Origin of the sequence: Pseudomonas sp. DC1.2 (assembly GCF_034351645.1) — a bacterium.
Taxonomy (GTDB): domain Bacteria; phylum Pseudomonadota; class Gammaproteobacteria; order Pseudomonadales; family Pseudomonadaceae; genus Aquipseudomonas.
In genome coordinates, this window is sequence record NZ_CP133782.1 from 61,555 (window position 1) to 84,175 (window position 22,621).

The 22,621-nt window shown below is 56.6% G+C and carries 26 protein-coding genes, 1 tRNA gene and 2 pseudogenes; 19 read left to right on the top strand and 10 right to left on the bottom strand.

Annotated features, from left to right (window positions below):
• The first annotated feature begins 74 nt into the window (after positions 1-74).
• From RHM68_RS00215 to RHM68_RS00235, 5 genes are all read left to right on the top strand, one after another.
• The gene (locus RHM68_RS00215) at positions 75-635 is read left to right on the top strand and encodes a YbhB/YbcL family Raf kinase inhibitor-like protein (protein ID WP_322219960.1); all 561 of its coding nucleotides are present in this window, start codon (positions 75-77) and stop codon (positions 633-635) included.
• A 52-nt stretch (positions 636-687) separates the two neighbouring features.
• Positions 688-900 carry a hypothetical protein gene (locus tag RHM68_RS00220; RefSeq protein WP_322223632.1) on the top strand — a complete coding sequence of 71 codons (213 nt, stop codon included), beginning with the start codon at positions 688-690 and terminating at the stop codon, positions 898-900.
• Positions 901-1,312: 412 nt separating this feature from the next.
• Entirely contained in the window at positions 1,313-1,858 is a 546-nt protein-coding gene (locus tag RHM68_RS00225) for a PAAR domain-containing protein (RefSeq protein WP_322219961.1), read from the top strand.
• Between the two features lie 10 nt (positions 1,859-1,868).
• The gene (locus RHM68_RS00230) at positions 1,869-2,651 is read left to right on the top strand and encodes a hypothetical protein (protein WP_322219962.1); all 783 of its coding nucleotides are present in this window, start codon (positions 1,869-1,871) and stop codon (positions 2,649-2,651) included.
• Entirely contained in the window at positions 2,636-2,992 is a 357-nt protein-coding gene (locus RHM68_RS00235; RefSeq protein WP_322219963.1) for a hypothetical protein, read from the top strand. Before RHM68_RS00230 ends, RHM68_RS00235 begins: the two co-directional genes overlap by 16 nt.
• Positions 2,993-3,074: 82 nt before the next feature.
• On the opposite strand, the gene RHM68_RS00240 is transcribed toward RHM68_RS00235, so the two are convergent.
• The 5 genes and pseudogenes from RHM68_RS00240 to RHM68_RS00260 form a co-directional block, all read right to left on the bottom strand.
• Complete coding sequence (locus tag RHM68_RS00240) at positions 3,075-3,440, bottom strand: histone-like nucleoid-structuring protein, MvaT/MvaU family (RefSeq protein ID WP_322219964.1); 366 nt, start codon at positions 3,438-3,440, stop codon at positions 3,075-3,077.
• A 67-nt stretch (positions 3,441-3,507) separates the two neighbouring features.
• Positions 3,508-4,011, bottom strand: coding sequence for a hypothetical protein (locus RHM68_RS00245; protein ID WP_322219965.1), 504 nt, complete (start codon positions 4,009-4,011; stop codon positions 3,508-3,510).
• A complete protein-coding gene (locus tag RHM68_RS00250; RefSeq protein WP_322219966.1) occupies positions 4,008-4,328 on the bottom strand; it encodes a helix-turn-helix transcriptional regulator in 321 nt (106 codons plus the stop codon). Before RHM68_RS00250 ends, RHM68_RS00245 begins: the two co-directional genes overlap by 4 nt.
• A 92-nt stretch (positions 4,329-4,420) precedes the next feature.
• A complete protein-coding gene (locus tag RHM68_RS00255; RefSeq protein ID WP_322219967.1) occupies positions 4,421-4,900 on the bottom strand; it encodes a hypothetical protein in 480 nt (159 codons plus the stop codon).
• Positions 4,901-4,920: 20 nt separating this feature from the next.
• Positions 4,921-5,052 (bottom strand): annotated as a pseudogene (locus RHM68_RS00260) (ATP-binding protein); the annotation flags it as partial.
• 68 nt (positions 5,053-5,120) lie between these two features.
• On the opposite strand from RHM68_RS00260, the gene RHM68_RS00265 reads away from it, so the two are divergent.
• From RHM68_RS00265 to RHM68_RS00275, 4 genes and pseudogenes are all read left to right on the top strand, one after another.
• Positions 5,121-5,498 (top strand): hypothetical protein, encoded by a 378-nt coding sequence (locus RHM68_RS00265; RefSeq protein ID WP_322219968.1) that lies wholly within the window; start codon positions 5,121-5,123, stop codon positions 5,496-5,498.
• Positions 5,495-5,740 (top strand): Imm74 family immunity protein, encoded by a 246-nt coding sequence (locus RHM68_RS26550; protein ID WP_369124957.1) that lies wholly within the window; start codon positions 5,495-5,497, stop codon positions 5,738-5,740. Before RHM68_RS00265 ends, RHM68_RS26550 begins: the two co-directional genes overlap by 4 nt.
• A 200-nt stretch (positions 5,741-5,940) precedes the next feature.
• Positions 5,941-6,171 carry a hypothetical protein gene (locus RHM68_RS00270; RefSeq protein WP_322219969.1) on the top strand — a complete coding sequence of 77 codons (231 nt, stop codon included), beginning with the start codon at positions 5,941-5,943 and terminating at the stop codon, positions 6,169-6,171.
• Positions 6,172-6,365: 194 nt separating this feature from the next.
• A pseudogene (locus RHM68_RS00275) lies at positions 6,366-6,821 on the top strand (helix-turn-helix domain-containing protein); the annotation flags it as partial.
• Between the two features lie 169 nt (positions 6,822-6,990).
• Here the strand turns inward: RHM68_RS00275 and RHM68_RS00280 are convergent.
• The gene (locus RHM68_RS00280; RefSeq protein WP_322219970.1) at positions 6,991-7,587 is read right to left on the bottom strand and encodes a Shufflon-specific DNA recombinase; all 597 of its coding nucleotides are present in this window, start codon (positions 7,585-7,587) and stop codon (positions 6,991-6,993) included.
• Between the two features lie 114 nt (positions 7,588-7,701).
• Positions 7,702-7,778 (bottom strand) — tRNA-Arg (locus RHM68_RS00285).
• Positions 7,779-8,126: 348 nt separating this feature from the next.
• On the opposite strand from RHM68_RS00285, the gene gabD reads away from it, so the two are divergent.
• The 3 genes from gabD (at position 8,127) to RHM68_RS00300 (ending at position 12,401) form a co-directional block, all read left to right on the top strand.
• Positions 8,127-9,569, top strand: a complete 1,443-nt coding sequence (gene gabD, locus RHM68_RS00290) for an NADP-dependent succinate-semialdehyde dehydrogenase (protein ID WP_322219971.1) — start codon at positions 8,127-8,129, stop codon at positions 9,567-9,569.
• Positions 9,570-9,772: 203 nt separating this feature from the next.
• Entirely contained in the window at positions 9,773-11,050 is a 1,278-nt protein-coding gene (gabT, locus tag RHM68_RS00295; protein WP_322219972.1) for a 4-aminobutyrate--2-oxoglutarate transaminase, read from the top strand.
• A gap of 136 nt (positions 11,051-11,186) precedes the next feature.
• Complete coding sequence (locus RHM68_RS00300; RefSeq protein ID WP_322219973.1) at positions 11,187-12,401, top strand: HDOD domain-containing protein; 1,215 nt, start codon at positions 11,187-11,189, stop codon at positions 12,399-12,401.
• Positions 12,402-12,468: 67 nt separating this feature from the next.
• Here RHM68_RS00300 and RHM68_RS00305 read toward each other — a convergent pair whose 3' ends face one another.
• Together RHM68_RS00305 and desA are read right to left on the bottom strand one after the other, a co-directional pair.
• Positions 12,469-13,458: a sensor domain-containing diguanylate cyclase gene (locus tag RHM68_RS00305; RefSeq protein WP_322219974.1), complete on the bottom strand. Its 990-nt coding sequence runs from the start codon at positions 13,456-13,458 to the stop codon at positions 12,469-12,471.
• A gap of 245 nt (positions 13,459-13,703) precedes the next feature.
• Positions 13,704-14,888, bottom strand: a complete 1,185-nt coding sequence (desA, locus tag RHM68_RS00310; RefSeq protein WP_322219975.1) for a delta-9 fatty acid desaturase DesA — start codon at positions 14,886-14,888, stop codon at positions 13,704-13,706.
• A 146-nt stretch (positions 14,889-15,034) separates the two neighbouring features.
• Between desA and dibA the strand changes: the two genes are divergently transcribed.
• From dibA to RHM68_RS00340, 6 genes are all read left to right on the top strand, one after another.
• Entirely contained in the window at positions 15,035-16,987 is a 1,953-nt protein-coding gene (dibA, locus tag RHM68_RS00315; RefSeq protein ID WP_322219976.1) for a phosphodiesterase DibA, read from the top strand.
• A 158-nt stretch (positions 16,988-17,145) separates the two neighbouring features.
• A complete protein-coding gene (gene oscA, locus RHM68_RS00320) occupies positions 17,146-17,328 on the top strand; it encodes a sulfur starvation response protein OscA (protein ID WP_322219977.1) in 183 nt (60 codons plus the stop codon).
• Between the two features lie 81 nt (positions 17,329-17,409).
• On the top strand, positions 17,410-18,423 hold the full coding sequence (locus RHM68_RS00325; protein WP_322219978.1) for a sulfate ABC transporter substrate-binding protein: 1,014 nt from the start codon (positions 17,410-17,412) through the stop codon (positions 18,421-18,423).
• Between the two features lie 69 nt (positions 18,424-18,492).
• Positions 18,493-19,311: a sulfate ABC transporter permease subunit CysT gene (cysT, locus tag RHM68_RS00330; protein WP_322219979.1), complete on the top strand. Its 819-nt coding sequence runs from the start codon at positions 18,493-18,495 to the stop codon at positions 19,309-19,311.
• Between the two features lie 13 nt (positions 19,312-19,324).
• Positions 19,325-20,194: a sulfate ABC transporter permease subunit CysW gene (cysW, locus tag RHM68_RS00335; protein ID WP_322219980.1), complete on the top strand. Its 870-nt coding sequence runs from the start codon at positions 19,325-19,327 to the stop codon at positions 20,192-20,194.
• A gap of 3 nt (positions 20,195-20,197) precedes the next feature.
• A complete protein-coding gene (locus RHM68_RS00340; protein ID WP_322219981.1) occupies positions 20,198-21,178 on the top strand; it encodes a sulfate ABC transporter ATP-binding protein in 981 nt (326 codons plus the stop codon).
• A 91-nt stretch (positions 21,179-21,269) separates the two neighbouring features.
• Here RHM68_RS00340 and RHM68_RS00345 read toward each other — a convergent pair whose 3' ends face one another.
• Complete coding sequence (locus tag RHM68_RS00345; RefSeq protein ID WP_322219982.1) at positions 21,270-21,794, bottom strand: DUF962 domain-containing protein; 525 nt, start codon at positions 21,792-21,794, stop codon at positions 21,270-21,272.
• Between the two features lie 84 nt (positions 21,795-21,878).
• Here RHM68_RS00345 and RHM68_RS00350 point away from each other — a divergent pair, with 84 nt between their 5' ends.
• Positions 21,879-22,565, top strand: coding sequence for a Crp/Fnr family transcriptional regulator (locus tag RHM68_RS00350; RefSeq protein WP_322219983.1), 687 nt, complete (start codon positions 21,879-21,881; stop codon positions 22,563-22,565).
• Positions 22,566-22,621 lie beyond the last annotated feature (56 nt).

Below are 22,621 nucleotides of genomic sequence, written 5' to 3' on the forward strand. Positions count from 1 at the left end.
TACTGCCACCGAACGAACGGTCCGGCTATAGTTTGCGGGCCGATGACGGCCTCACCAGCACAAGGTGCTCCGGAATGACCCGATTGACCTCTCTGAACCCTTGGCTGGCGGCTATTGCAGTCGCCCTTTGCGTGCAAATGCCCGTGCAGGCCCAGGAGCGCTTTACCCTTAACATCCCTGGTGTTTCGGACGATCGCCTGTTTACTGCTGCCGCCGCCAGCGACGCTTCCGGTTGTGGTGGGCACAACGTGTCACCGGCCCTGAACTGGAATGCCGGCCCCGCGGGAACGCTCAGTTACGCCATCGTCATGCACGACCCGGACGGCCAGAAAGGCCAGGGAGTTGATCACTGGGTGCATTACGGCATCAAGCCGACCACACACCAGCTCCCAGCCGGTATTGGCACAAAACCTACGCTTGAAGGCCTCGGTGGCACCAACACTAAAGGCACCACGACCTACATCGGTCCTTGCCCTCCGATCGGCGACAGCGCGCACCATTACGTTATCCAGATCTACGCCCTCGACCTTGCCCCGGATGCATTGCCCGCAGGCCTGACTCGCGTGCAACTGCTGGAAAAAATCAAGGACCACGTCTTGAAGAACAGCAGTGTGGTGCGCCGCTACCATCGCTGAGGTTTAAACCGGCGAATTGGCATCGCCCCTTGAATGAGCGCACTATCAAGCCATTGCCGATGCGTTGGAGGAAGCCGTGGCGAAAAAAATCGACCGCATCGCCCAAATGCTCAACTGCCCGGTAAAGGGTGAGGAATTGCGACGGGCGATCACCGAGAGCCGTAAAGAATTCCTCCTGAACCAACCGCAAGAAGACGAAACCGATGAGGACGACTTCGAGGAAGATCAGGATTGGGATGACGATCTCGACTGGACCACAGAATAAGAAAACCGCTTCGGCGGTTTTTTTTGGCTATTCATCAGTGGCCGTGGTTTGGAAAAAACGAGCAAAGGCGATTTTTGCCGTTGGCCCTGAGCGCCACAAAAAAGCCCCAGACCCTATGGCCTGAGGCTTTCTCGTTTTTGCGTATGGTGCACCAGGCGTCGTTTGAACTGGAGGCTGTGAGGCCCGGTTTATAAGGGTGCGGCCGGTGATGTTTTGGTTAGGCATACACGGGGGCGTTTACTGGGTATGTCCGACGGTGAGCGCTTGGTCATCCATGGGGTGCTCTAATTACCCACCTGCAAGCTCTTTTCGATGGGGTGGCCTTGTCCGAGTTTCTCTCTCTCGGGGCTGTTCAGCTGTCTATCCTCTGATAAGTTACTCCGCTCTGGGATTTTTATGACAGGAGGTCATAGTGGCTAAGCCAGCAGCGCGTAAAAGTGATCCATACAACTGCCCTCTGCCGGGGCACGGTACCAACCCCATTGCATCAGGGTCACCTGACGTGTTCTTCGACGGCCTTCCCGCAGCGCGTCAAGGCGACACCTGCACTTGCGGCAGTGCGCTCTCTGCAGCGCTGTCTCCGACGGTTTTCATTAACGGCAAGAATGCGGCAACCATCGATACCGGAGGCACACACGGCGGAATCGTGATTGGTGGCTCGGGCACTGTAATCATCGGTGGTACTCATACTCCATGCGAATTTGTTCCTCCCGCGCCGTTGACTGGTTACGCACGCTGGATCGGCTTCAGAATTCCCGCTGACGAAAGCTACGAGGGCTTATCGTGCACCGCGCATTTCGAGGATGGGTCATCACTGCCAGGTGTATTCGACGGACAAAACGCCGTGAAGTTTTCGAATCCGTCCGGTAAGACTTGCGTAATGCTCAAGTTCGAAGATGACGCGTCTAGTGCTGCATCGTCGCTGACTGAGAGTTTTTTGAACCGAATTTTAGGATAAGGAACATCCTGTGACAGAACCCTATCTCGTTACCGGCAGCTACGTCGTTCAGCGTGAGCATGCCTTACAGGATTCTCCGCTCGACAGGGCGCTAGAGCTGATGGAGGGCACTGCGCTCAGATTCTCTCTAGACGCCATCTCTGACGAAAAGATCAGGGCGAACTATCTGAAAAACATAAAGCGTATGTCACAGCAGACGTTGGCCGATGTGAAAGCCGGGAAGATTACAGCGCTTGAGGGCGTGCAGTTCAGTCATGAAATGCGAAACAAAATCTTGATGGAACATCGCAAGGTTACGTCCGCACAGGGCCTTGCTGTCGTGCAGCGAAAAAAGGCGGGGGGCCGGCCACTTCAATCGCTTTTTGATCGCTATTCGAAGGAACTCTTCCAAAAGAGTTACGAAAGTCTTTCACGTGCGGAGCAGAGCAAGGTTCATTACACGATTCTGGAGGCCGCTGGACGAGATGATGCCAAGTTTACGAATGGCACCAAAACTATGCGGATGATGGGCAAACTCGGCATCTTAGTTACCGCCGCTCTGGCTACTTATCAGATTTTGAATGCTGAAAACAAACAGAAGGAAACGGCGCGTCAAGGCCTCATCGTGGGTGGCGGCGCGGCGGGTGGTCTCCTTGCAGGGCTAGGAGTCAGCGCTCTCTGCGGGCCAGGCGCTCCGATCTGTGCATTTGCCGTTGTATTTTTGGGAACCGTTGCCGGAGGAATCGCAGGTGGTGCGGCAGCGGACTCGCTTGATGAGGAATTAGAGGAGTTCTCACATTGGGACATTCTTTGAGTCAGTCTGAGTTGACGAAGATTAGAGTCGCGCTCTCAGATCCGTTCAATGATTTCCCGGTTGATTACGACTACATAGCAAGACAGGTCAAAGGTGTCGATCCTCAAACTCTCTACGAGATTCTTTATTCTGACGTTGCGCCTGTGTGCTTCACCAATATTGCAGCGGTGCTTCCAACGGTATGGACAGGCTTCGATCCAGATTCCCTTAACGCCATGATTGAAGAAAGGCATGCAGCCAGGAGAAATAATTGGTTCCGCAGGCAATTTGATAAGTTGCTCGTCCGCTGGCTGGAATATAACTACGGGTACATTTGGAAGGAAATCGTCACTCGGCTGTGAGTTGACGACCAAGTTATTCACTCTGGGCCAAGCACGCTCAACAAAAAGGGTCCATCTGGGCCCTTTTTCAGGTGAAGCAGTTTTACTTTTTCAGCCATCCCTCGACGACGTCGGCACCGTGCTCTGCTTTCCACTCTTTCAACGCTTTATGATTCCCACCTTTAGTTTCGATGACTTCACCGGTATTCGGATTTTTGTAGACCTTGAGTTCGCGTGGTTTGCGCGTGCTGGCGGCCGGAGCGGCAGATTGGCGTCGGGCGTTGGTTTGCGGTTCCAGTAGATTGATGATGTTCTTCAGGCTGAAGCCATAGTGTTCGAGCAGCTTGCGCAGCTTCGTTTCGAACTCGATTTCTTTCTTCAGTCCATCATCACCTTTCAGTGCTTCGAGGGCTTTCAGTTGTTCGGCCAGATGTTTTTCCAGCTGACGGTATTCTGCGAGTTTGGACATGTTATTTCCCTTGTCAGTGAAGTCATGCGTGCTTGGTTGGATAGTAGTGCGGGTTACAAGTTCAGCACTATCTCCGGCGATTCAGTTGGCTTTCAATATGAGCCATTTCCGATTTAATCGCGTTGATGGTTAGCGTTTGTATCGGACTGGTTTTGCCCGGCCCCGCGTTGATGGTTTTCAACAGGGCATTCAGATGGGCTTTACGAATTTTAAGCGTGTCAGACCAGCTCGCGCTGTTCTGTATTGGCTTGTTCATTACGTTCATACCCAGCGATTTCAGGGCGGTGCGGCGGCCCTCTTTCATCGCGAAATGGCCCGTACCGTGGATGCTGGAAAACTCCCTGCGTACCGCGTTTTTGCGGATCAGTTCAGGCAATTCCCAGGGGTTGGGTTTAAGCGGAAGGACCAGGCCATCAGGGTTGAAAAAGAAGGCTTCTTGTTCTTCCCCGTTCCAGCTCACGCCCGCAATGGTGCGATGCCGCCAGTTGATCGCATCAGGTCGATAGATGCGGAATCCTACGCTGTAGGAATCGAGAAATGGCCCCTTGAAAGGGCAGTGGCTGCGTCTCATTCGGCCACCTGATCACGGGCTTCAATGCGGCTTTTTACCCAGCTCTGAACTTCAGAAAAAACCCAGGCAACTGGTGCGCCACGAGCTGTGCTGTTGCTCAGTTTGACGGGCTGTGGAAAACCACTTTCGGGGCACTGCATGAGCTTGTAGATCGTCGAGCGCTTGAGCCCCGTAGCAATCTCAAGACGTGGCATGCGTATGAGGGTGGTAGCAGGGTCGAAAGGTGTAGCGAGATTTGGAACTGCAGAAGCCGCGCCGAGAGGTGTGGCCAGATCTGGAAAGGCAGGATTGAATCCGAATGGGGAGTGGTTAGTCATTGGTATTGCTCTCGATTGGTTTGGACTGACGAGAGCAATGATCTAAGTGTTGAAATGCGGTGAGCAGTTCACTTCCATTTGAAATTTCTGGTTTACAACACCTTGTGTTGTTTGAGGATGGCTTCCACTCGTTTGCGGGTTAGCGCCGTTGATGTTTCGAGGGGGATCCAGTCGGGCCGCTCATCTTCGAGTTTGGCCACCTCCCTCTCAAGCCAGCGATGCACCGTTGTTGTGACAGCCCGACGCGACATACCGTTTCTCAGCAAGCTCCGTGCCTGGTTAACGATGGCAGCATCACGTTCATTCATCTCATCCTTTCGATCTATGCCGCTGAACACACCGCCCTTCTGCCGGGTCGCGGTTTTGATGGCTGCGGAAGCAAGATCGGTAATGTCATCGTCGTAAAGCGAGAGCAGCGAAGTCACCACTTCCAAATGCGCGACATAGTTCTCTAATGCATCAATGCGCTCATCTGGGTTGATTTCGCTCGCGACGGCTTGGCAGAACTCCTCCCAGGGCAACGCCAATATCCGCCAGTTCATCGAAACGGCTTGCTGTTCACTCGCCTGCATCCAGTCGCTGAGCGATTCAATAGGCCCCAGTCGTCCAGGATCAGCAAGTCGGTCTTGGCGTAGCCGGCCATGAGTTTGGCGAAGCGGCCGTCGCCGTGGGCCAGGCCTAGTTCTTCCATCAAGCGCGGCAAGCGCAGATAACGCACGCTGTAAAGGGGCAGCGACTGTTGCCGATGTGATTCTGGAGAGGATTGCGTCTAAGGCGGCCGCGAAACGTGTATTGACGAAACCAGACGAAGCATTTTTTTGGTCTGGCAGAACTGAACGGCTTGGTGGTGCCGATTTAGCCCAGCAAATTGCTAAGGAACATGGAGGTACTACTTTGGAGAGTTTAATTGCCCAGCGAGGGATAGAAATGCCTGCGTGGGACGCCACAAACCCAATGGTTGTTAAGGCATGGAAAGACATATCTGCACAATATGCAAATGGTGTGTCAGGTACTGTTCGCGCAGTTATAGGGCAGGATCTACGGGTTGGTAATGTGTGGGAAACTGCCGAATTGCCAGCTCTGATGAAGAACCCGAATGTAGAGAAAATCATTACGGTTGATCCCGTAAGCAGGGCCCAAAAAATAATATATGAGAGGGTAAGTAAATGATTTTAGAAGTTTCACGTGGACATGTTAGAGTGCAAGTCGGAGGGCGAGTTGTAACTGTTCAGGGCGAGATGTTTTTTCCGAAGAACGAGAAAATGGGCTTTGTATTGTATCGAGATTCAATAAGGACTTGGGATAAGCCCAACGAATTGGACGCTCTCACTGCTGATGAGGTGAACTCGCTCATTGCCGAAATACAGGACGAATTTTCTAGAGGTGGACATACATTGGAAATTGAGACGTAAAGATAGGGGGACGGAGAAATTGGGGCACCCATTAGCCGGAATAAGAGAGCTAGAACCCTCCAGCCCGCTCGTAGGTAATGAGTATTTCTTGTTGCAGGTAATCATCTCCCTGTAGGGGCACCGGAGATGGTGATTCGTTCGATACCAACCATTGATAATGGTGCGGTTGCTACTGTTTTGAAAGTGAAGGTGGATCCCTAGTGAACTTTCCAGAAGCTGAGCTGGTTGTGCGCGATATTGCAGGTGCTAGAGCTTTAGTAGTTTGTGGTGATGTGAATATTGCATCTAAGCTTATAGCTTTAGGCTTTGTGCATGACTGTCAGGGAATGATCCGCCATATAGTTAATGATGAGGATAGGAAAAAGCTCGTTCCAGATCTTATTGAAATAAAAGCTATTTTTTTCGTATGGTACGGGCTGGAGTCCTGCTGAACTTGTTGATTGTTATCGTGACTTAGGCTTTGTGACGGGGACCTTTCGAGTGATCTCTTGGGCGGAGCCAGGTAATTATACAATATTTGATAAATAGCTATTTAGAAGGGAAGTACTCGCTTGTGTGCCGTCTCTGAAATAAGTTTCTAACCTGAGCTATGCTTCTGTGGTCAGTCAGTGCTTGGAGTGATCACATGAACTCTCAGGACATCGTGCTCAGTGAAGACGAACAAATTGAACTGAGTCGGCGCATAAGATCAGCCACGATCAGTCAGCGCGACGGTCGTCGGGCGCGGGTGATTTTGTTAGCCGCTCGAGGTTGTTCTCGTAACGAGATTGCCCAGTTGACCGGTCTCTCCGTTGTTTCAGTCACCCGCTGGTGCAAGCGTTTTCAAGAGCTGCGTCTACAAGGCCTGGTGGATCTGCCCGGAAGAGGTCGCAAGCCATCCCTGCCGGCCGAAGCGTTGAAACGAACCCTTGAGCAAGTCACTCAGCCGCGTATCGGTCAGCCTCGCTGGAGCTGCCGAAGCATGGCGCGAGTCGCCGGCATTTCACCGGCCAGCGTCCAGCGCATATGGGCCGCCAACGACATAAAACCGCACCTGACACGCACCTTCAAACTGTCCAAAGATCCAAACTTCGAAGAGAGGGGAATAGGGGACACCCATTAGCCGGTCCTGCGTCAAGATCCAAAGCCTACCCGCCCTGCTTTTTAACGGTCGCGGTAGGAATGGCAGTCACCTGCCACCCCCCGCACAGATCCGTACGTGCGGAATTACCGCATACGGCTCCTGCCTTGGGTTTTGACGCCGAAGCGGGTTATGGGATAAGGATGCATCGGTAACTCACGCGGATACCGTCGGCGCGCCGCTCTTGGCACTGCAGTGCACTGAGCATGTATTGCTCTTCAACCGGATCCAGGCGTCGCGAGCGCTCGTCGTTGTAGCTTGGGCGGCTGACCATCCGCACCGGATTCTCGGCGAGATGAATTCCCCATTCTCGGCGAGCGACCTCAATCACGCATTGAAACAAAGCCAGCTCACGCTTGACCGTGTTGCCCTTGCGGATCTTCAGGCGTTCGTCACGGTAGCGGGCGAAGTCGGATGAGGTGAGTGTTGCGACGATGCGCGTAGCCAGTGGATGACGCTTGAGGGCTTCCAGGCGTTTGATTTCCGAATAGGCGCCTTTGTGCTTTGGAGCGATCTCGGAGATGTAACGATCAATGAGTTGATGAAAGGCGGTACGTTCGGCCTCGACGCGAGAGACAAAGATGCCTCGGTCGATTTCGCTTTCGATCATGCGCGCCCAGGCTTGGGCATCTGCTTTGGTTTCGAAGGTTTTTCGTTGGGCTGGATAGCCCTTACGGCGGATTTGCGCTTCCCACTGATACTCGCCGCGATTCCTGATTGTTGCCATTTCGACCATTCCCGCCACTTTTGAGTGTGGCAAATTTGTGGCAAAAACGACTTTCAGGACTAGGACAGGTTTCTGTCAGGAGCGCTATCCCCTTGTATTACAAGGGAAAGAAGATGGTGCACCAGGCGGGATTCGAACCCACGACCACTGCCTTCGGAGGGCAGTACTCTATCCAGCTGAGCTACTGGTGCGATGCGGGCGCCATGATACTCATATGCACTGCGGGCGTCCATGCTGCTGAATCGCCTGCGTTTTTTAACCTGTCACAGCCGTTTGCTACGTTGATCAGAAAAAATAGGCAAATGCGGCGTTTTCGTTCTTTTTTTCGAACAGGCTATTGTCCTTTAGGCCCTTTGATCCTAGGATCCGTTTGAGATTTCAAACGCTCTTGTCTGGGTGCTGAACCGCACGAGTTTTGATCAGTGCGCTATTTATGTGCTTCAGCCCGGTGAATGATTTCCCTGACGGCAGCCGAAAAGGCGCCTTTCTACAATCATAATTTGCTCCGCATCAGTGCGGTGCTGTTAAGGAAAGCCGACATGCAGCTTAAAGACACCCAGTTGTTCCGCCAACAAGCCTTCATCGATGGCGCTTGGGTCGATGCGGACAACGGTCAGACGATCAAGGTCAACAACCCGGCAACGGGCGAAATTCTGGGCACTGTGCCGAAAATGGGCGCTGCCGAAACCCGTCGTGCCATCGAAGCTGCTGACAAAGCGCTGCCAGCCTGGCGTGCTCTGACCGCCAAGGACCGTGCGAACAAGTTGCGTCGCTGGTTTGAGCTGATTATCGAGAACCAAGACGACTTGGCTCGCCTGATGACTCTCGAACAGGGCAAGCCATTGGCCGAGGCCAAGGGCGAAATCGTTTATGCCGCGTCCTTTATCGAGTGGTTTGCCGAAGAAGCCAAGCGTGTCTACGGTGACGTGATTCCGGGTCACCAACCAGATAAGCGCCTGATCGTGATCAAGCAGCCCATCGGCGTGACTGCCGCGATCACTCCGTGGAACTTCCCGGCTGCGATGATCACCCGTAAAGCCGGCCCGGCCTTGGCCGCCGGTTGCACCATGGTGCTCAAGCCTGCTTCGCAAACTCCGTTTTCCGCATTCGCTCTGGCTGAACTGGCTCAGCGTGCCGGCATTCCAAAGGGTGTGTTCAGTGTGGTGTCCGGCAGTGCTGGCGACATCGGCAGTGAGCTGACCAGCAATCCGATTGTGCGCAAGCTCTCCTTCACCGGTTCGACTGAGATCGGTCGCCAGCTGATGGCTGAATGCGCCAAGGACATCAAGAAAGTCTCGCTGGAACTGGGCGGTAACGCGCCGTTTATTGTGTTCGACGACGCGGACCTGGATAAGGCCGTCGAAGGCGCGATCATCTCCAAATACCGTAACAACGGCCAGACCTGCGTCTGCGCCAACCGTTTGTACATTCAGGATTCGGTCTACGACGCGTTTGCTGAGAAGCTGAAAGTGGCGGTGGCCAAACTCAAAATCGGTAACGGCCTGGAAGAAGGCACTACCACTGGCCCGTTGATCGACGAAAAAGCGGTGGCCAAGGTCAAGGAACACATTGCGGATGCGCTGAGCAAAGGCGCGACCCTGCTGGCTGGCGGAAAGAGCATGGAAGGCAACTTCTTCGAGCCGACCATCCTGATCAACGTGCCGAAGAACGCGGCGGTGGCCAAGGAAGAAACCTTCGGCCCATTGGCGCCACTGTTCCGCTTCAAAGACGAAGCTGAAGTGATCGCGATGTCCAACGACACCGAGTTCGGCCTGGCCTCGTATTTTTACGCTCGTGATCTGGGCCGTGTGTTCCGTGTGGCTGAAGCCCTGGAATACGGCATGGTGGGCGTCAACACGGGCTTGATTTCCAACGAAGTCGCGCCGTTCGGCGGTATCAAGGCGTCGGGCCTGGGCCGTGAAGGCTCCAAGTACGGCATCGAAGATTACCTGGAAATCAAATACCTCTGCCTGGGCATCTAACACGCCCGGCGAGGCATGGTTTCAAGCACTACATGGTTTCAAGCACTAAGGGCACGAGAGCGCTGACCCTTTGTGCGCTTCAACCGGCATTTTCTCGGTGGCCGGGAACGCTGTGGCAGTCGATCATCGCATGCTGTCGCCGTCGTTTTCCCGCCACTTAATCCTTGAACAACGCCGCCCGATGAGCGGCGACTGAGGACTGTATGAGCAAGACTAACGCTTCTTTGATGAAACGCCGCGAAGCCGCTGTACCACGTGGTGTTGGCCAGATTCACCCGATCTTCGCCGAGTCCGCGAAGAACGCTACGGTAACTGACGTTGAAGGTCGCGAGTTCATCGACTTCGCCGGCGGTATCGCCGTGCTGAACACGGGTCACCTGCACCCGAAAATCATCGCCGCCGTGACCGCGCAGTTAAACAAGCTGACCCACACCTGCTTCCAAGTCTTGGCGTATGAACCTTACGTTGAGCTGTGCGAGAAAGTGAACGCCAAGGTGCCAGGTGATTTCGCCAAGAAAACGCTGCTGGTCACCACCGGCTCCGAAGCTGTTGAAAATGCTGTGAAAATCGCCCGTGCAGCCACTGGCCGTGCCGGCGTGATTGCGTTCACCGGCGCCTATCACGGTCGTACCATGATGACGTTGGGCCTGACCGGTAAAGTCGTGCCTTACTCGGCCGGCATGGGCCTGATGCCCGGCGGCATTTTCCGTGCGCTGTACCCGAACGAACTGCATGGCGTGAGCATCGACGATTCGATCGCCAGCATCGAGCGCATTTTCAAGAACGACGCCGAACCGCGTGACATCGCCGCAATCATCATCGAACCGGTTCAGGGTGAAGGCGGTTTCTACGTCGCGCCTAAAGCGTTCATGAAGCGTCTGCGCGAGCTGTGTGACCAGCACGGCATTCTGTTAATCGCTGACGAAGTACAGACCGGCGCAGGCCGTACCGGTACATTCTTCGCCATGGAGCAGATGGGCGTTGCGGCCGACCTGACCACCTTCGCCAAATCCATCGCTGGCGGCTTCCCGTTGGCCGGTGTCTGCGGTAAAGCTGAATACATGGACGCCATTGCGCCAGGTGGCCTGGGCGGGACTTACGCGGGTAGCCCGATTGCTTGCGCGGCAGCGCTGGCCGTTATGGAAGTATTTGAAGAAGAGCACTTGCTGGACCGCTGCAAGGCTGTCGGCGAGCGCTTGGTGACTGGCCTCAAGGCTATTCAGGCCAAGTACCCGGTGATCGGTGAAGTCCGTGCCCTGGGCGCGATGATCGCGGTCGAGCTGTTCGTCGACGGCGACAGCCACAAGCCAAACGCTGCAGCAGTTGCAGCGGTGGTGGCCAAGGCTCGTGACAAGGGTCTGATCCTGCTGTCGTGCGGTACTTATGGCAACGTTCTACGCGTGCTGGTGCCGCTGACTTCGCCGGACGAGCAACTGGATAAAGGTCTGGCGATCATCGAAGAGTGCTTCTCCGAGCTCTGATTGCCAAGTGTGACCTGATCGACAAAAAACCCGCTTCGGCGGGTTTTTTTGTTTTTGAGGCATCTCAGTGGGTAATTGCGCTGTATCGAATGGCCAGCATTGACTAAGGTGAAGTCATTGTCGTTGGAGTGTGCAGATGATCGCCGTGGTTTTACCTGCTGTACCGCGTGTGCTGATTGCCGAGGCGGACCCTTGGTCACGCGATTTGCTCCAGCAAGTTTTGTTGAATGTGCGTTGCGACGCACGGCTGGACCTGTGTGCCGATGGCCAACAGGCGCTGGAACTGCTGGCGCAGGTACCCTATGACCTGGTGATCGCTGACTGGGAGTTGCCCGGCGTCGATGGCCTGAATGTCTTGCGCAGTGTTCGTCAACGCAAGCGTAATCCTCCGCTGCCGTTCATTCTGATGAGCAGCCGCAATGACAGCGCCAGCGTGCGCGAAGCGTTGCCCCTGGCCCCCACGGCCTACCTGACCAAACCCTTGAACATGGAAAGCCTGACCCAGCGCTTACAGGATTTGTTGCTGAACGCTGGTGAAGAAGTGTCGTGTGTGGTGCCGACGCTGGCGCCGGGCATGACGTTGTCGGTTTACCTGGAGCGTCGTCGAGAGCTGGCGGATGGAGCGCCATTGATGACGGATGTGCAGGTGGCGGTCAAACGCAGCCTTAACCCCAATGGCCTCGACCTGACGCTGCTGAAGGACGAGCTTCGTACCGATCCGCAGGTTACCGCTGTTCTGATCGCGGCGGCTAACAGTGCTTCCCAGCACAATGGTGCTGCCGTGCAAACCCTGGCGCAGGCGCTGCAACGCCTCGGCACCGGGCAAAGCATGAATCTGATTCTTGGTCTTACGCTCAAGCGTAGCGCCCGACTCAGTGACCCGTGCCTGGCCGACTATGCCGAGCGTTACTGGAGTCTGTCGCTGCACACCGCTGAGTACGCCCGAACCCTGGCACGCTTGCTCGACCTGGATCAGGATCGCTGCTATTGCGCCGGCATGCTTCATCGCCTCGGCGACTTGGCGTTACTGCGCTGCTTACAGGAATGGAAGCAAGCGGGCGGCAAGCTGGATGAGTGGGAAGAGGTTGGCGAAGCGCTGGCCGAGTTCGGATCGGGCTATGGTTCGGCACTAAGAACCCGCTGGCGCTTGCCGCTGGAGCTACGAGAGCTGATTGCGGCGGTTTACCAGCTTGGCGGTGGGGTTTACTCGCGCGAGGCCCTGGTGATGAGTATCGCGGGGCAATTAGCGCGGCTGACCGAGCATGAGGGCATTGAAGAGTTGGCCAAGAGCCGAACAGCACGGTTGCTCAAGATTGGCTTGCCGGAACTGATGCGCTTGCGCAAAAAGTAACTAGGCCTCGAAACCCTCTAGCCGCTGGCTTGCTCGCCACAGGCGCTGATTCAAGCCAGAGAGTCTGTTAGCCAGAGATGATGCGGTTCTTGCCCTGCCGCTTGGCTTGGTACATCGCAGCATCCGCGCGGGCGAACAGGGTGTCGATGCTGTCGTCCTCATCGGTGAGCCGGGTCAGGCCCTGGCTGACGGTGATGCCATACGTCTGGTCGTCATGGGTGAAGCTCAATCGCTGGATTTCCCGTTGCAGCCGCTCGGCCACTTGCATGGCCATGTCTGGCGCACACCCAGGGAACACTGCCGCGAACTCCTCGCCCCCAATGCGTCCAAACAGGTCACCCCGGCGCAAGACCGCGCGCCCGCTTTCTGCGATCCGTTGCAGTACGGTGTCGCCTTCCTGATGGCCATATGTGTCGTTGATCACCTTGAAGTCATCGATGTCCAGCAGCAGGAACGCCAGTGGCGTGCCTTGCAGCCGCGCCTGTGCGAATTCGCGATGGGCGCATTCGAAGAAATGTCGGCGGTTGCTGCTTTGGGTCAGCGCGTCGGTGGTGGCCAGGCGTTGCAGCTCGGCTTCCATGTGTTTTTTGTCGGTGATGTCTTCAGCAATGCCGACGATGATCACCGGTTGCCCCGGTTCTGCCTGGCGATTGATAAAGCATTTATCGCTGAGCCAGCGCACCTGACCGTCGGCAGCAATGATGCGGTATTCGCGATCTTCGACAGCGCCCTTATCCAGCACTTGCGCCAGGCTGCGCTCGGCATAGTCGAGATCGTCAGGGTAAATGCTGTCGCGCCACTCGTTGTAGTCGGCCAGCAGTCCACCTGCGGAGCGGCCGAAAATCCGTTCGTATGCCGGGCTGACGTAAAGCACCTGCTGGGTTTCCCAATTGAAAGCCCACAGCACCGCGTTGACGCTCACGAGCAAGGAGCTGAACAATTGCTCGCGCTCGCTCAGGCGCGCTACTTCGCCCTGTGCGTGCATCAGCGCCATGAGGGTTTGCGCGGCTTCGGGCCATTGCTCGGGGGATGAGTCTTGTAGGTTTTTATTGACCATCGGCACAAATCTCAAAGAGCGTGCCGCTGTTTCGACGGCAGCCACGGTACAGCCCGCCGGGGGTGGCGAAGTGTATTTGAGATAGGGGATTTTGAGCTAAGTTCCCGCCCTATGAGGCGAGGGCGCATGCTCCCGCTGGGCGGTATGGGCGTGTTTCTTCAGTTGAAACGCAATGCCCAGGGGACGACGACTTTGCCACCGAGCCGGGACAAGCCCCGTTCCAGAGGCTTGCCCATGGCGGTCGGTCAGACTGCGCCGGGGCGCAGCGAGTAGGTTTTCAACTGGTTGGCGAAGTCGCGCAGCGATTGAATCCCGCTGGCCTCGGCTTCATGTACCCATTCCTTGATGGCGGCCAGCATGTCATGACCGTTTGAGCTGGTCTTGACCCAGATCTGCTGCAAGGCCAGGCGTTTCTCGTAAATCACTTTCAGCGCCTGGCTGTGCTCGAGCATGTTCTGGATACGGATGTGATGCTTGTCATCCAGCAAGCTGGTTTCTCGGGACAGCAAACGCTTGGCCCGGTGGAACTGGTGACGAACCGAGTGATCGACTTTTTCCAGCTCCTGCTTGACCAGCGGAGCGATCACCAATTTGCGGTACTGGGCCATGATCTGGAAACGGTTATTCAGGATCGCCATGGCAGTGTCCATGTCCAGGTTACCTTTGCCTTCCACCCGGTGGGCGATTGGCGCAACCCGCTGGACCTTCGCCAGGCGCAAGAAACTGAAGACCTGGATCCAGGCCCAGCCGAGATCGAACTCCCACTTCTTCACCGACAGCTTGGCGGAGTTAGGGTAGGTGTGATGGTTGTTGTGCAGTTCTTCGCCGCCGATCAGGATGCCCCAAGGCACCAGATTGGTTGCCGCATCGCGGCATTCGAAGTTGCGGTAGCCGATGGCATGCCCCAAGCCATTGACCACGCCGGCAGCCCAGACCGGAATCCACATCATCTGGATGGCCCAGATGGTGATGCCGATGGTGCCGAACAGCAGCAGATCGATGACGCCCATGATCGCTACGCCCAGCAGCGGGTAACGGCTGTATAGGTTACGCTCGATCCAGTCTTCGGGGCAGTTCTTGCCGTAGATGCGCAGGGTCTCGGGGTTTTCCGCTTCGGTGCGGTACAACTCGGCACCTTTGCGTAGAACCGTGGAGAGGCCCTTGATGACCGGGCTGTGCGGGTCATCGACGGTTTCGCATTTGGCGTGATGCTTGCGGTGGATGGCGGTCCACTCGCGCGTGTTCTGTGCCGTGGTCAGCCACAGCCAGAAGCGGAAAAAATGTTTCAGGCCCGCATTGAGCTCAAGCGAGCGATGGGCTGAATAACGGTGCAGATAGACCGTGACGCCGATGATCGTGACGTGTGTCATCAGCAGGGTGACGGCCACCAGAGACCAGGGTGACAAGCCAAGAAAACCTTCGTACCACATAGGCTATAGGGCCCTCGAAAAAGAAAAAACAGCCGTTGCATTATCACTAAGCGCACAGATAAAACCAGTCGCTCTTTCAGATAAGAGTGGCTGGATGTTTCTTTCATCTATAATCCCAACTTTTTTGTAGGGACATGGACGGCCTAATGTCAGCCACATATCGTGATGCCCTGCGTGCTGCGCTGCTTTACCTAGTGCTTTCTGTGGCTTGGCTGCAGTTTAGTGGCTATTTATTGAACAGTTTCTTCGATAGCTCCGCTGAATTGTTGCGATGGCAACTGATCAACGGTTACGCCTGGGTGGTGTTCAGCGCCGGATTGATTTTTATCGCTCGGGCACGACTGTTCCGCTGCCTGGGGATCGGCGCCAAATTGCGCGAGCGGCATGAGGATCGGGAGCGCCTGCGCCAGGCGGCAGCGGTCTTCGATTGCACCCGCGAAGGTGTGCTGGTGACCAATAACAAAGGGCTGATCATCCATGTGAACCGGGCATTCATGGAAATCACCGGTTACCAGCGTGAGGAAGTGCTGGGACAGCAGCCCAGTCTGTTCAAGTCCGGGCACCACCCTGCGGATTTTTACCAGGCGATGTTCGCCAGCCTCGATAGCACAGGCGAGTGGAGTGGAGAAATCTGGAATCGGCGTAAAAGCGGCGAGATTTACCCGCAGTGGCAGACGATCCGCATCATTCACGACGATCAAGGACGTCCCAGTCAGTATGTGGCGGTGTTTTCCGACATTAGCGCGATCAAGGATTCCGAGCACGAACTGACGCACCTGGCCCATCACGACCCGCTCACCGACCTGCCCAATCGCCTGCTGTTTACAGATCGCGCCGCTCAGGCCCTGGCGTCGGCGCAGATCCATAAGCGTGGGTGTGCGTTGCTGATGATCGATCTGGACCACTTCAAGATGATCAATGACAGCCTCGGACATAACGTCGGCGATCAGTTGCTCAAGGCCGTTTCCCGACGTCTGCAAGCCATGTTCGGCCCCGGCATTACCCTGGCTCGACTGGGAGGCGATGAGTTCGCGGTGTTGGCCGAAAGCTGCTCGCAACTGGTGCAGGCTGCCGCGTTGGCGCAACGCATCCTCGACGGCCTCAAGGAATTGTTCGAGATCGATGGGCATCAGTTGTTTATCAACGCCAGCGTCGGTATCAGTCTGTTTCCCAGTGACGCCTTGAGCGCCGAGCAATTATTACGCAACGCTGACTCGGCGCTGTTCAAGGCTAAGAGCAGTGGGCGCAATGGCTACGCCCTCTACACCGAAGAATTGACCGCCCATGCCCAGCAGCGCGTCGAGCTTGCGTTCGAATTACGTCGTGCCATGGAGCAGCAAGAGCTGCGGGTTTACTACCAGCCGGTCCACGACCTTAAAACCTGTCGTTTGATGGGCGTCGAGGCCCTCGTGCGTTGGGAGCATCCGCAGCGCGGGCTGGTTTCTCCGGCAGAATTCATTCCGATCGCCGAACGCACCGGTTTGATTGCCGAGATCGATAGCTGGGTGATGCACCAGGCCTGTCGACAGATGTGCCAGTGGCAAGCCGTCGGTGTGGGGCTGTCATTTATCGCGGTAAACGTTTCGTCACGCCTGTTCGCCCGCCGCGAGTTGTATCAGCAGGTAGCACACGTGCTGGACGAAACGGGGCTGGACCCGGCCTACCTGGAGCTGGAAGTCACCGAAAGTGCGGTAATGGAAGACCCGGAAGTGGCCCTCGAGCAAATGCACCGTCTGCGTGAGTTGGGCGTGCGATTGGCCATCGATGATTTTGGGACGGGGTATTCGTCACTGCTGCGGCTCAAGCGTTTGCCGGTGCAGAAGCTCAAGATCGACCAGGGTTTTGTCGCCGGGTTGCCGTGGGATGAGGATGATGCGGCGATCGTGCGGGTGATCATCGCCCTGGCCAAGAGTATGGGGATGCAGGTGCATGCCGAGGGCATTGAGCAGGCTGAGCAGGCCGACTTTTTGCTCGAACACGATTGTGATTTAGGGCAGGGCTATCGGTTCGGAAGGCCGGTGCCGGCTGAACAGCTGGAGTGGTCCGCCTCGGTGGCGGTCGCGATGATCGCTCCCACGAGCGGCAACGATGAGGCTTGAAATGCTGCGCAAGCCATTGCTTCGTCAAATAATGCTTTCTGGTTATATAAACATTCTTAAATAGTCTTTTTAAGAATATCTGCGCCTGCCTATTATTGCTCCCACGCCGCAAGCAGTGCCGCCACTGCCAGGCAACCTCTCAGCAAAGGAGCAGCACCATGAGCGCATCCCTACGTAGCGTTGACGGCCAGGACGAAGCAACTATTTTGCGTGAGATCCAGAGCGCGTTGCGCGACCTGCGCTTTGGCGCGGTGGAGATCACGGTGCATAACGCCCAAGTGGTCCAGATCGAACGCAAAGAAAAATTCCGTTTGCAGAACCCCAGCCACAAACCCACTTGAAAAGATCGTCCGAACGCGGCAGCCCAGATAGTAGAACGCCATAAGAAAAGCCAGCACCCCCAGAATTCCAGGAGCTTCACCATGTCGTCGATTCGTCATTTTGCCTTGGCCGCGTTGGCCAGCGCCCTTTTTGCAGGTTCTGCGGTTGCCAAGGATTACGAGCTGCTCAATGTGTCTTACGACCCGACTCGCGAGTTGTACCAGGACTACAACGCTGAATTCGTTAAGTTCTGGCAGAAAGACCACGCGGGCGACAGCGTAAAAATCCAGCAGTCTCACGGTGGTTCGGGCAAGCAAGGTCGAGCGGTAATTGATGGTTTACGAGCTGATGTAGTGACCCTGGCCCTGGCCGGTGACATCGACGAAATCGCCAAACTCGGCAAGACCCTGCCGGTCGACTGGCAGAAGCGTCTGCCGGATGCGAGCACGCCTTACACCTCGACCATCGTGTTTCTAGTGCGCAAGGGCAACCCGAAAGGGATCAAGGATTGGGGTGACCTGACCAAGAATGGCGTTGAAGTCATCACGCCAAACCCCAAAACGTCTGGCGGTGCGCGCTGGAATTTTCTGGCGGCGTGGGCCTATGGCCTGAAAGCCAACGGCGGTGACGAAGGCAAAGCCAAAGAATACGTACAAACCCTGTTCAAGCATGTCCCCGTGCTGGATACCGGTGCTCGCGGCTCGACCATCACCTTCGTCAACAACGGTCAGGGCGACGTGTTGCTGGCGTGGGAAAACGAAGCGTTCCTGGCGCTGAAAGAGGACGGGGGGGCCGATAAGTTCGACATCGTCGTGCCGTCGCTGTCGATTCTTGCCGAGCCGCCGGTGGCGGTGGTGGACAAGAACGCCGAGAAAAAGGGCAACACCGAGATCGCCGAAGCGTACCTCAAGCACCTGTACAGCCCAGCTGGGCAGGAAATCGCCGCGAAAAACTTCTACCGTCCACGTGACAAGGACGTGGCCGCCAAGTACGCCAAGCAGTTCCCGACACTGGACCTGGTGACCATCGACAAGGACTTCGGTGGCTGGAAAACAGCGCAGCCGAAGTTCTTCAATGACGGTGGCGTGTTCGACCAGATTTACCAGGCGCAGTAACCTGCAACAGCCCTAAACGAGCCCCGATTTAACCGTCGGGGCTTTGCGCGTTCTCAACCAAGGACTTCTATGTCGCGTCGTATCTCCCCCGTCATACCCGGCTTCGGGCTGACGCTGGGCTACACCTTGGTGTACCTCAGTCTGATTGTGCTCATTCCACTGGCGGCGATGTTTGTACACGCCGCCCAACTTACCTGGGATCAGTTCTGGGCGATCATCTCGGCGCCACGGGTGCTGGCGGCGTTGAAGTTGAGCTTCGGCACGGCGCTGTATGCCGCGATCATCAACGGCGTTATTGGCACGTTGCTGGCCTGGGTGCTGGTGCGCTATACCTTCCCCGGTCGCAAGATTATCGACGCGATGATCGACCTGCCGTTTGCCCTGCCAACGGCCGTGGCCGGTATCGCGCTTACGGCGTTGTACGCGCCGAACGGACTGGTCGGGCAGTTTGCCGCGGACCTGGGTTTCAAGATTGCGTATACCCCGCTTGGCATCACCCTGGCACTGACCTTCGTCACCTTGCCGTTCGTGGTGCGCACGGTGCAGCCGGTACTGGCGGACATCCCGCGTGAAATCGAAGAAGCGGCGGCCTGCCTCGGTGCCAAGCCGTGGCAGGTGTTCCGCTACATTTTAGTGCCCGCGCTGTTACCCGCCTGGCTGACCGGGTTTGCCCTGGCCTTCGCCCGTGGTGTTGGCGAGTACGGATCGGTGATTTTCATCGCCGGCAACATGCCGATGAAAACCGAGATTTTGCCGTTGCTGATCATGGTCAAACTGGACCAGTACGATTACACCGGCGCCACTTCCATCGGCGTGATGATGCTGGTGGTTTCCTTTGTTCTGTTGCTGCTGATCAATTTGCTGCAACGACGCATCGAAACCCCATAAGGAGGCGCTGAACATGTCCCAATCATCAATTTCTGCGGCGTCCTCGAACGCCGCCCGCCGTGGCAGTGCGCTCTCACGTCGAATCCTCATCAGCCTCGGCTGGCTGATATTTGCGCTATTTCTGTTGCTGCCATTGTTCATTGTTGTGTCCCAGGGGCTGAAGCTTGGCCTGGGGGCATTTTTCGCCGCGATTTTTGAACCGGATGCGCTGTCGGCGCTGAAACTGACGGTCTTCGCCGTACTGATCTCCGTACCGCTGAACGTGGTATTTGGCGTCAGTGCCGCGTGGTGTGTCAGCAAGTATTCGTTTCGCGGCAAGAGCATGTTGGTGACACTGATCGACCTGCCTTTCTCGGTGTCGCCCGTGATCGCCGGTCTGGTCTATGTGTTGATGTTCGGTGCGCAGGGCTTCTTTGGCCCGTGGTTACAGGATCACGACATCCAGATCGTCTTCGCCCTTCCGGGCATCGTGCTGGCGACGATCTTTGTTACCGTGCCGTTCGTGGCACGTGAACTGATCCCGCTGATGCAGGAACAGGGCACCCAGGAAGAGGAGGCCGCGCGACTGCTCGGCGCCAATGGCTGGCAAATGTTCTGGCACGTCACCGTGCCGAATATCAAATGGGGCCTGATCTACGGCGTGGTGCTGTGTACGGCACGGGCCATGGGTGAATTCGGCGCGGTGTCAGTGGTGTCCGGGCACATCCGCGGGGTGACCAACACCTTGCCGCTGCACGTCGAGATTCTCTACAACGAATACAACCACGTGGCCGCGTTCGCCGTGGCGAGCCTGTTGCTGATCCTGGCGCTCTTCATCCTGCTGCTCAAGCAGTGGAGCGAATCCCGTATTAACCGCCTGCGCGCCAGCGCCGCGGAGGAATAAGTCATGTCGATCGAAGTGCGCAACGTCAGCAAGAATTTCAACGCGTTCAAAGCGCTGGACAACATCAGCCTGGACATTCAAAGCGGCGAGCTGGTGGCGCTGCTGGGGCCGTCCGGTTGCGGCAAGACCACGCTGTTGCGGATCATTGCCGGCCTGGAAACCCCGGACCAGGGCAGCATCGTGTTCCACGGTGAAGACGTATCCGGTCACGATGTGCGCGACCGCAATGTCGGTTTCGTGTTTCAGCACTACGCCCTGTTTCGCCACATGACGGTGTTCGACAACGTTGCGTTCGGCTTGCGTATGAAGCCGAAAAACCAGCGCCCGAGCGAAAGCCAGATTGCGCTCAAAGTTCATGAACTGCTGAACATGGTGCAACTGGACTGGCTGTCGGATCGCTACCCGGAGCAACTCTCTGGCGGTCAGCGTCAACGTATTGCCTTGGCCCGTGCCCTGGCGGTCGAGCCCAAAGTGCTGCTGCTGGATGAACCCTTCGGCGCCCTCGACGCCAAGGTTCGTAAAGAGCTGCGCCGCTGGTTGGCGCGGCTGCACGAAGACATCAACCTGACCTCGGTGTTTGTGACCCATGACCAGGAGGAGGCCATGGAAGTCGCCGACCGTATCGTGGTGATGAACAAAGGTGTGATTGAACAGATTGGCTCACCGGGTGAGGTGTACGAGAGTCCGGCCAGTGACTTCGTTTATCACTTCCTGGGGGATTCGAACCGTCTGCATCTAGGCGACGACCAGCACGTGCTGTTCCGTCCGCATGAGGTGTCGCTGTCGCGGCATGAACTGGAGGACCACCATAGCGCTGAGGTGCGCGATATTCGCCCACTGGGCGCAACGACGCGGGTGACGTTGAAGGTTGAAGGCCAGAGCGAGCTGATCGAGGCCGAAGTGGTGAAGGATCACGACAGCCTGGTCGGGTTGGCCAAGGGTGAGACATTGTTCTTCAAACCGAAGGTCTGGCAGAAAGCCTGAGATCAAACGCTTCGCGAGCAGGCTCGTTCCGACAGGGGATCTATGTACGCCATAGATCCCCTGTGGCAGCCAGCCTGCTGGTGATTTAGGCCTAAACAGCCGCACGCTTCGGATTGACCCGCACCAAACCCGCGCGCGCCTCGATCTGCTCTTTGAGGTCGTGCCGCAATCCCAGCAAAAACGCCAATTCGGCCACCACAAACAGCGGCCCGACGATTAACCCCGTTACGTCATCGACAAACGCCGGTTTGCGCCCTTCGTAGTGATGGCCGACAAACTGGATCGCCCAGCCGATCACAAACAGTGCCACGCCGCTGCTCAACCAGAGCATCGTGCCTTGCTGCGCAAGCACGTGACCTAGCCACACGGACAGGCCGAGCAGTACCGTCATCAGCGCCCCGAGTCGCCATTCCAGTCGCAGGTAAAACCACGCCGAAGCCAACGCCAAAAAAATCGCCGGTGACAGCCATACCCCAGCCAACGGCCATTGTGGCCGTGATAGCAGCACCGCCACCGCCACCACGATCAGTGGAATGCCGATGAAGTGGCTGGCGATGTTGCGCGGGTCACGGTGGTAGGCGGCGTATTGACTGAGATGGTCAACGAGGCTTTTCATTGTTATTCCTCCTGTAGGGTGATTGATCATGCACCGGGTTCGCTGTTCGCTCTGTCGGGCAGGCGACAGTCTTTAGGAGTTTTTATGGATATGCAGGTCTGGCGTCCAAGCCTGATGAGCGGCCAGTGGTTCAGCCATCTACCGGTGCCTTTTCAGGACGGCTTGCTGGCGGCAGCCCGGGTGCGGCGCTTGTCGGCGGGGCAGCGGCTGTTCAAACGCGGTGACCCGCCGTGCGGCCTGTACGCGGTACTTGAAGGTGCAGTGAGCATAGGCGCCGTCAGTGGGCAGGGCAAAGAGGCGCTGCTGAGCCGGGTAGAGTCGCCGCACTGGTTCGGCGAAATCTGCCTGTTCGATGGTCAGCCACGTACCCACGATGCGATCGGCATGGGCCATTGCATCCTGCTGCATGTATCGCAAGCGGCGCTGTTGAAGATGCTCGATGAGCAACCGCTGTACTGGCGGCACGTGGCGTTGTTGATGAGCCAAAAACTGCGCCTGACGTTCATCAACCTCGAACAACTGAGCCTGATGCCCGCGCCAGCACGATTGGCCCATCGCTTGCTGATGATTGCCGATGGCTATGGTGAGACTGATTCGCCAAGGAGGGTGCTGCAACTGCCACAGGAGCAGTTGGCCTCGATGCTGTCGTTGTCACGCCAGACCACGAACCAGATTCTCAAGGCGTTAGAGGGGCAGGGGATTATCGGTCTGGGGTATGGGGAGATCCAAATACTGGACGCCGAGCGATTGCGGGCACTGGCCACGCTCTAGGCTTCATTGCAAAGCCTCTGTGTGAGCGAGCTGTTCGCGATGGGTCGGGCCACTCG

What these genes read in the sequence shown, in the direction of transcription:
- RHM68_RS00215 (WP_322219960.1), top strand. Translation starts at nt 75, where the DNA reads ATGACCCGATTGACCTCTCTGAACCCTTGGCTGGCGGCTATTGCAGTC.
- RHM68_RS00240 (WP_322219964.1), bottom strand. Translation starts at nt 3,440, where the DNA reads ATGTCCAAACTCGCAGAATACCGTCAGCTGGAAAAACATCTGGCCGAA.
- RHM68_RS00245 (WP_322219965.1), bottom strand. Translation starts at nt 4,011, where the DNA reads ATGAGACGCAGCCACTGCCCTTTCAAGGGGCCATTTCTCGATTCCTAC.
- RHM68_RS00250 (WP_322219966.1), bottom strand. Translation starts at nt 4,328, where the DNA reads ATGACTAACCACTCCCCATTCGGATTCAATCCTGCCTTTCCAGATCTG.
- RHM68_RS00255 (WP_322219967.1), bottom strand. Translation starts at nt 4,900, where the DNA reads ATGCAGGCGAGTGAACAGCAAGCCGTTTCGATGAACTGGCGGATATTG.
- RHM68_RS26550 (WP_369124957.1), top strand. Translation starts at nt 5,495, where the DNA reads ATGATTTTAGAAGTTTCACGTGGACATGTTAGAGTGCAAGTCGGAGGG.
- RHM68_RS00280 (WP_322219970.1), bottom strand. Translation starts at nt 7,587, where the DNA reads ATGGCAACAATCAGGAATCGCGGCGAGTATCAGTGGGAAGCGCAAATC.
- gabD (WP_322219971.1), top strand. Translation starts at nt 8,127, where the DNA reads ATGCAGCTTAAAGACACCCAGTTGTTCCGCCAACAAGCCTTCATCGAT.
- gabT (WP_322219972.1), top strand. Translation starts at nt 9,773, where the DNA reads ATGAGCAAGACTAACGCTTCTTTGATGAAACGCCGCGAAGCCGCTGTA.
- RHM68_RS00300 (WP_322219973.1), top strand. Translation starts at nt 11,187, where the DNA reads ATGATCGCCGTGGTTTTACCTGCTGTACCGCGTGTGCTGATTGCCGAG.
- RHM68_RS00305 (WP_322219974.1), bottom strand. Translation starts at nt 13,458, where the DNA reads ATGGTCAATAAAAACCTACAAGACTCATCCCCCGAGCAATGGCCCGAA.
- desA (WP_322219975.1), bottom strand. Translation starts at nt 14,888, where the DNA reads ATGTGGTACGAAGGTTTTCTTGGCTTGTCACCCTGGTCTCTGGTGGCC.
- dibA (WP_322219976.1), top strand. Translation starts at nt 15,035, where the DNA reads ATGTCAGCCACATATCGTGATGCCCTGCGTGCTGCGCTGCTTTACCTA.
- oscA (WP_322219977.1), top strand. Translation starts at nt 17,146, where the DNA reads ATGAGCGCATCCCTACGTAGCGTTGACGGCCAGGACGAAGCAACTATT.
- RHM68_RS00325 (WP_322219978.1), top strand. Translation starts at nt 17,410, where the DNA reads ATGTCGTCGATTCGTCATTTTGCCTTGGCCGCGTTGGCCAGCGCCCTT.
- cysT (WP_322219979.1), top strand. Translation starts at nt 18,493, where the DNA reads ATGTCGCGTCGTATCTCCCCCGTCATACCCGGCTTCGGGCTGACGCTG.
- cysW (WP_322219980.1), top strand. Translation starts at nt 19,325, where the DNA reads ATGTCCCAATCATCAATTTCTGCGGCGTCCTCGAACGCCGCCCGCCGT.
- RHM68_RS00340 (WP_322219981.1), top strand. Translation starts at nt 20,198, where the DNA reads ATGTCGATCGAAGTGCGCAACGTCAGCAAGAATTTCAACGCGTTCAAA.
- RHM68_RS00345 (WP_322219982.1), bottom strand. Translation starts at nt 21,794, where the DNA reads ATGAAAAGCCTCGTTGACCATCTCAGTCAATACGCCGCCTACCACCGT.
- RHM68_RS00350 (WP_322219983.1), top strand. Translation starts at nt 21,879, where the DNA reads ATGGATATGCAGGTCTGGCGTCCAAGCCTGATGAGCGGCCAGTGGTTC.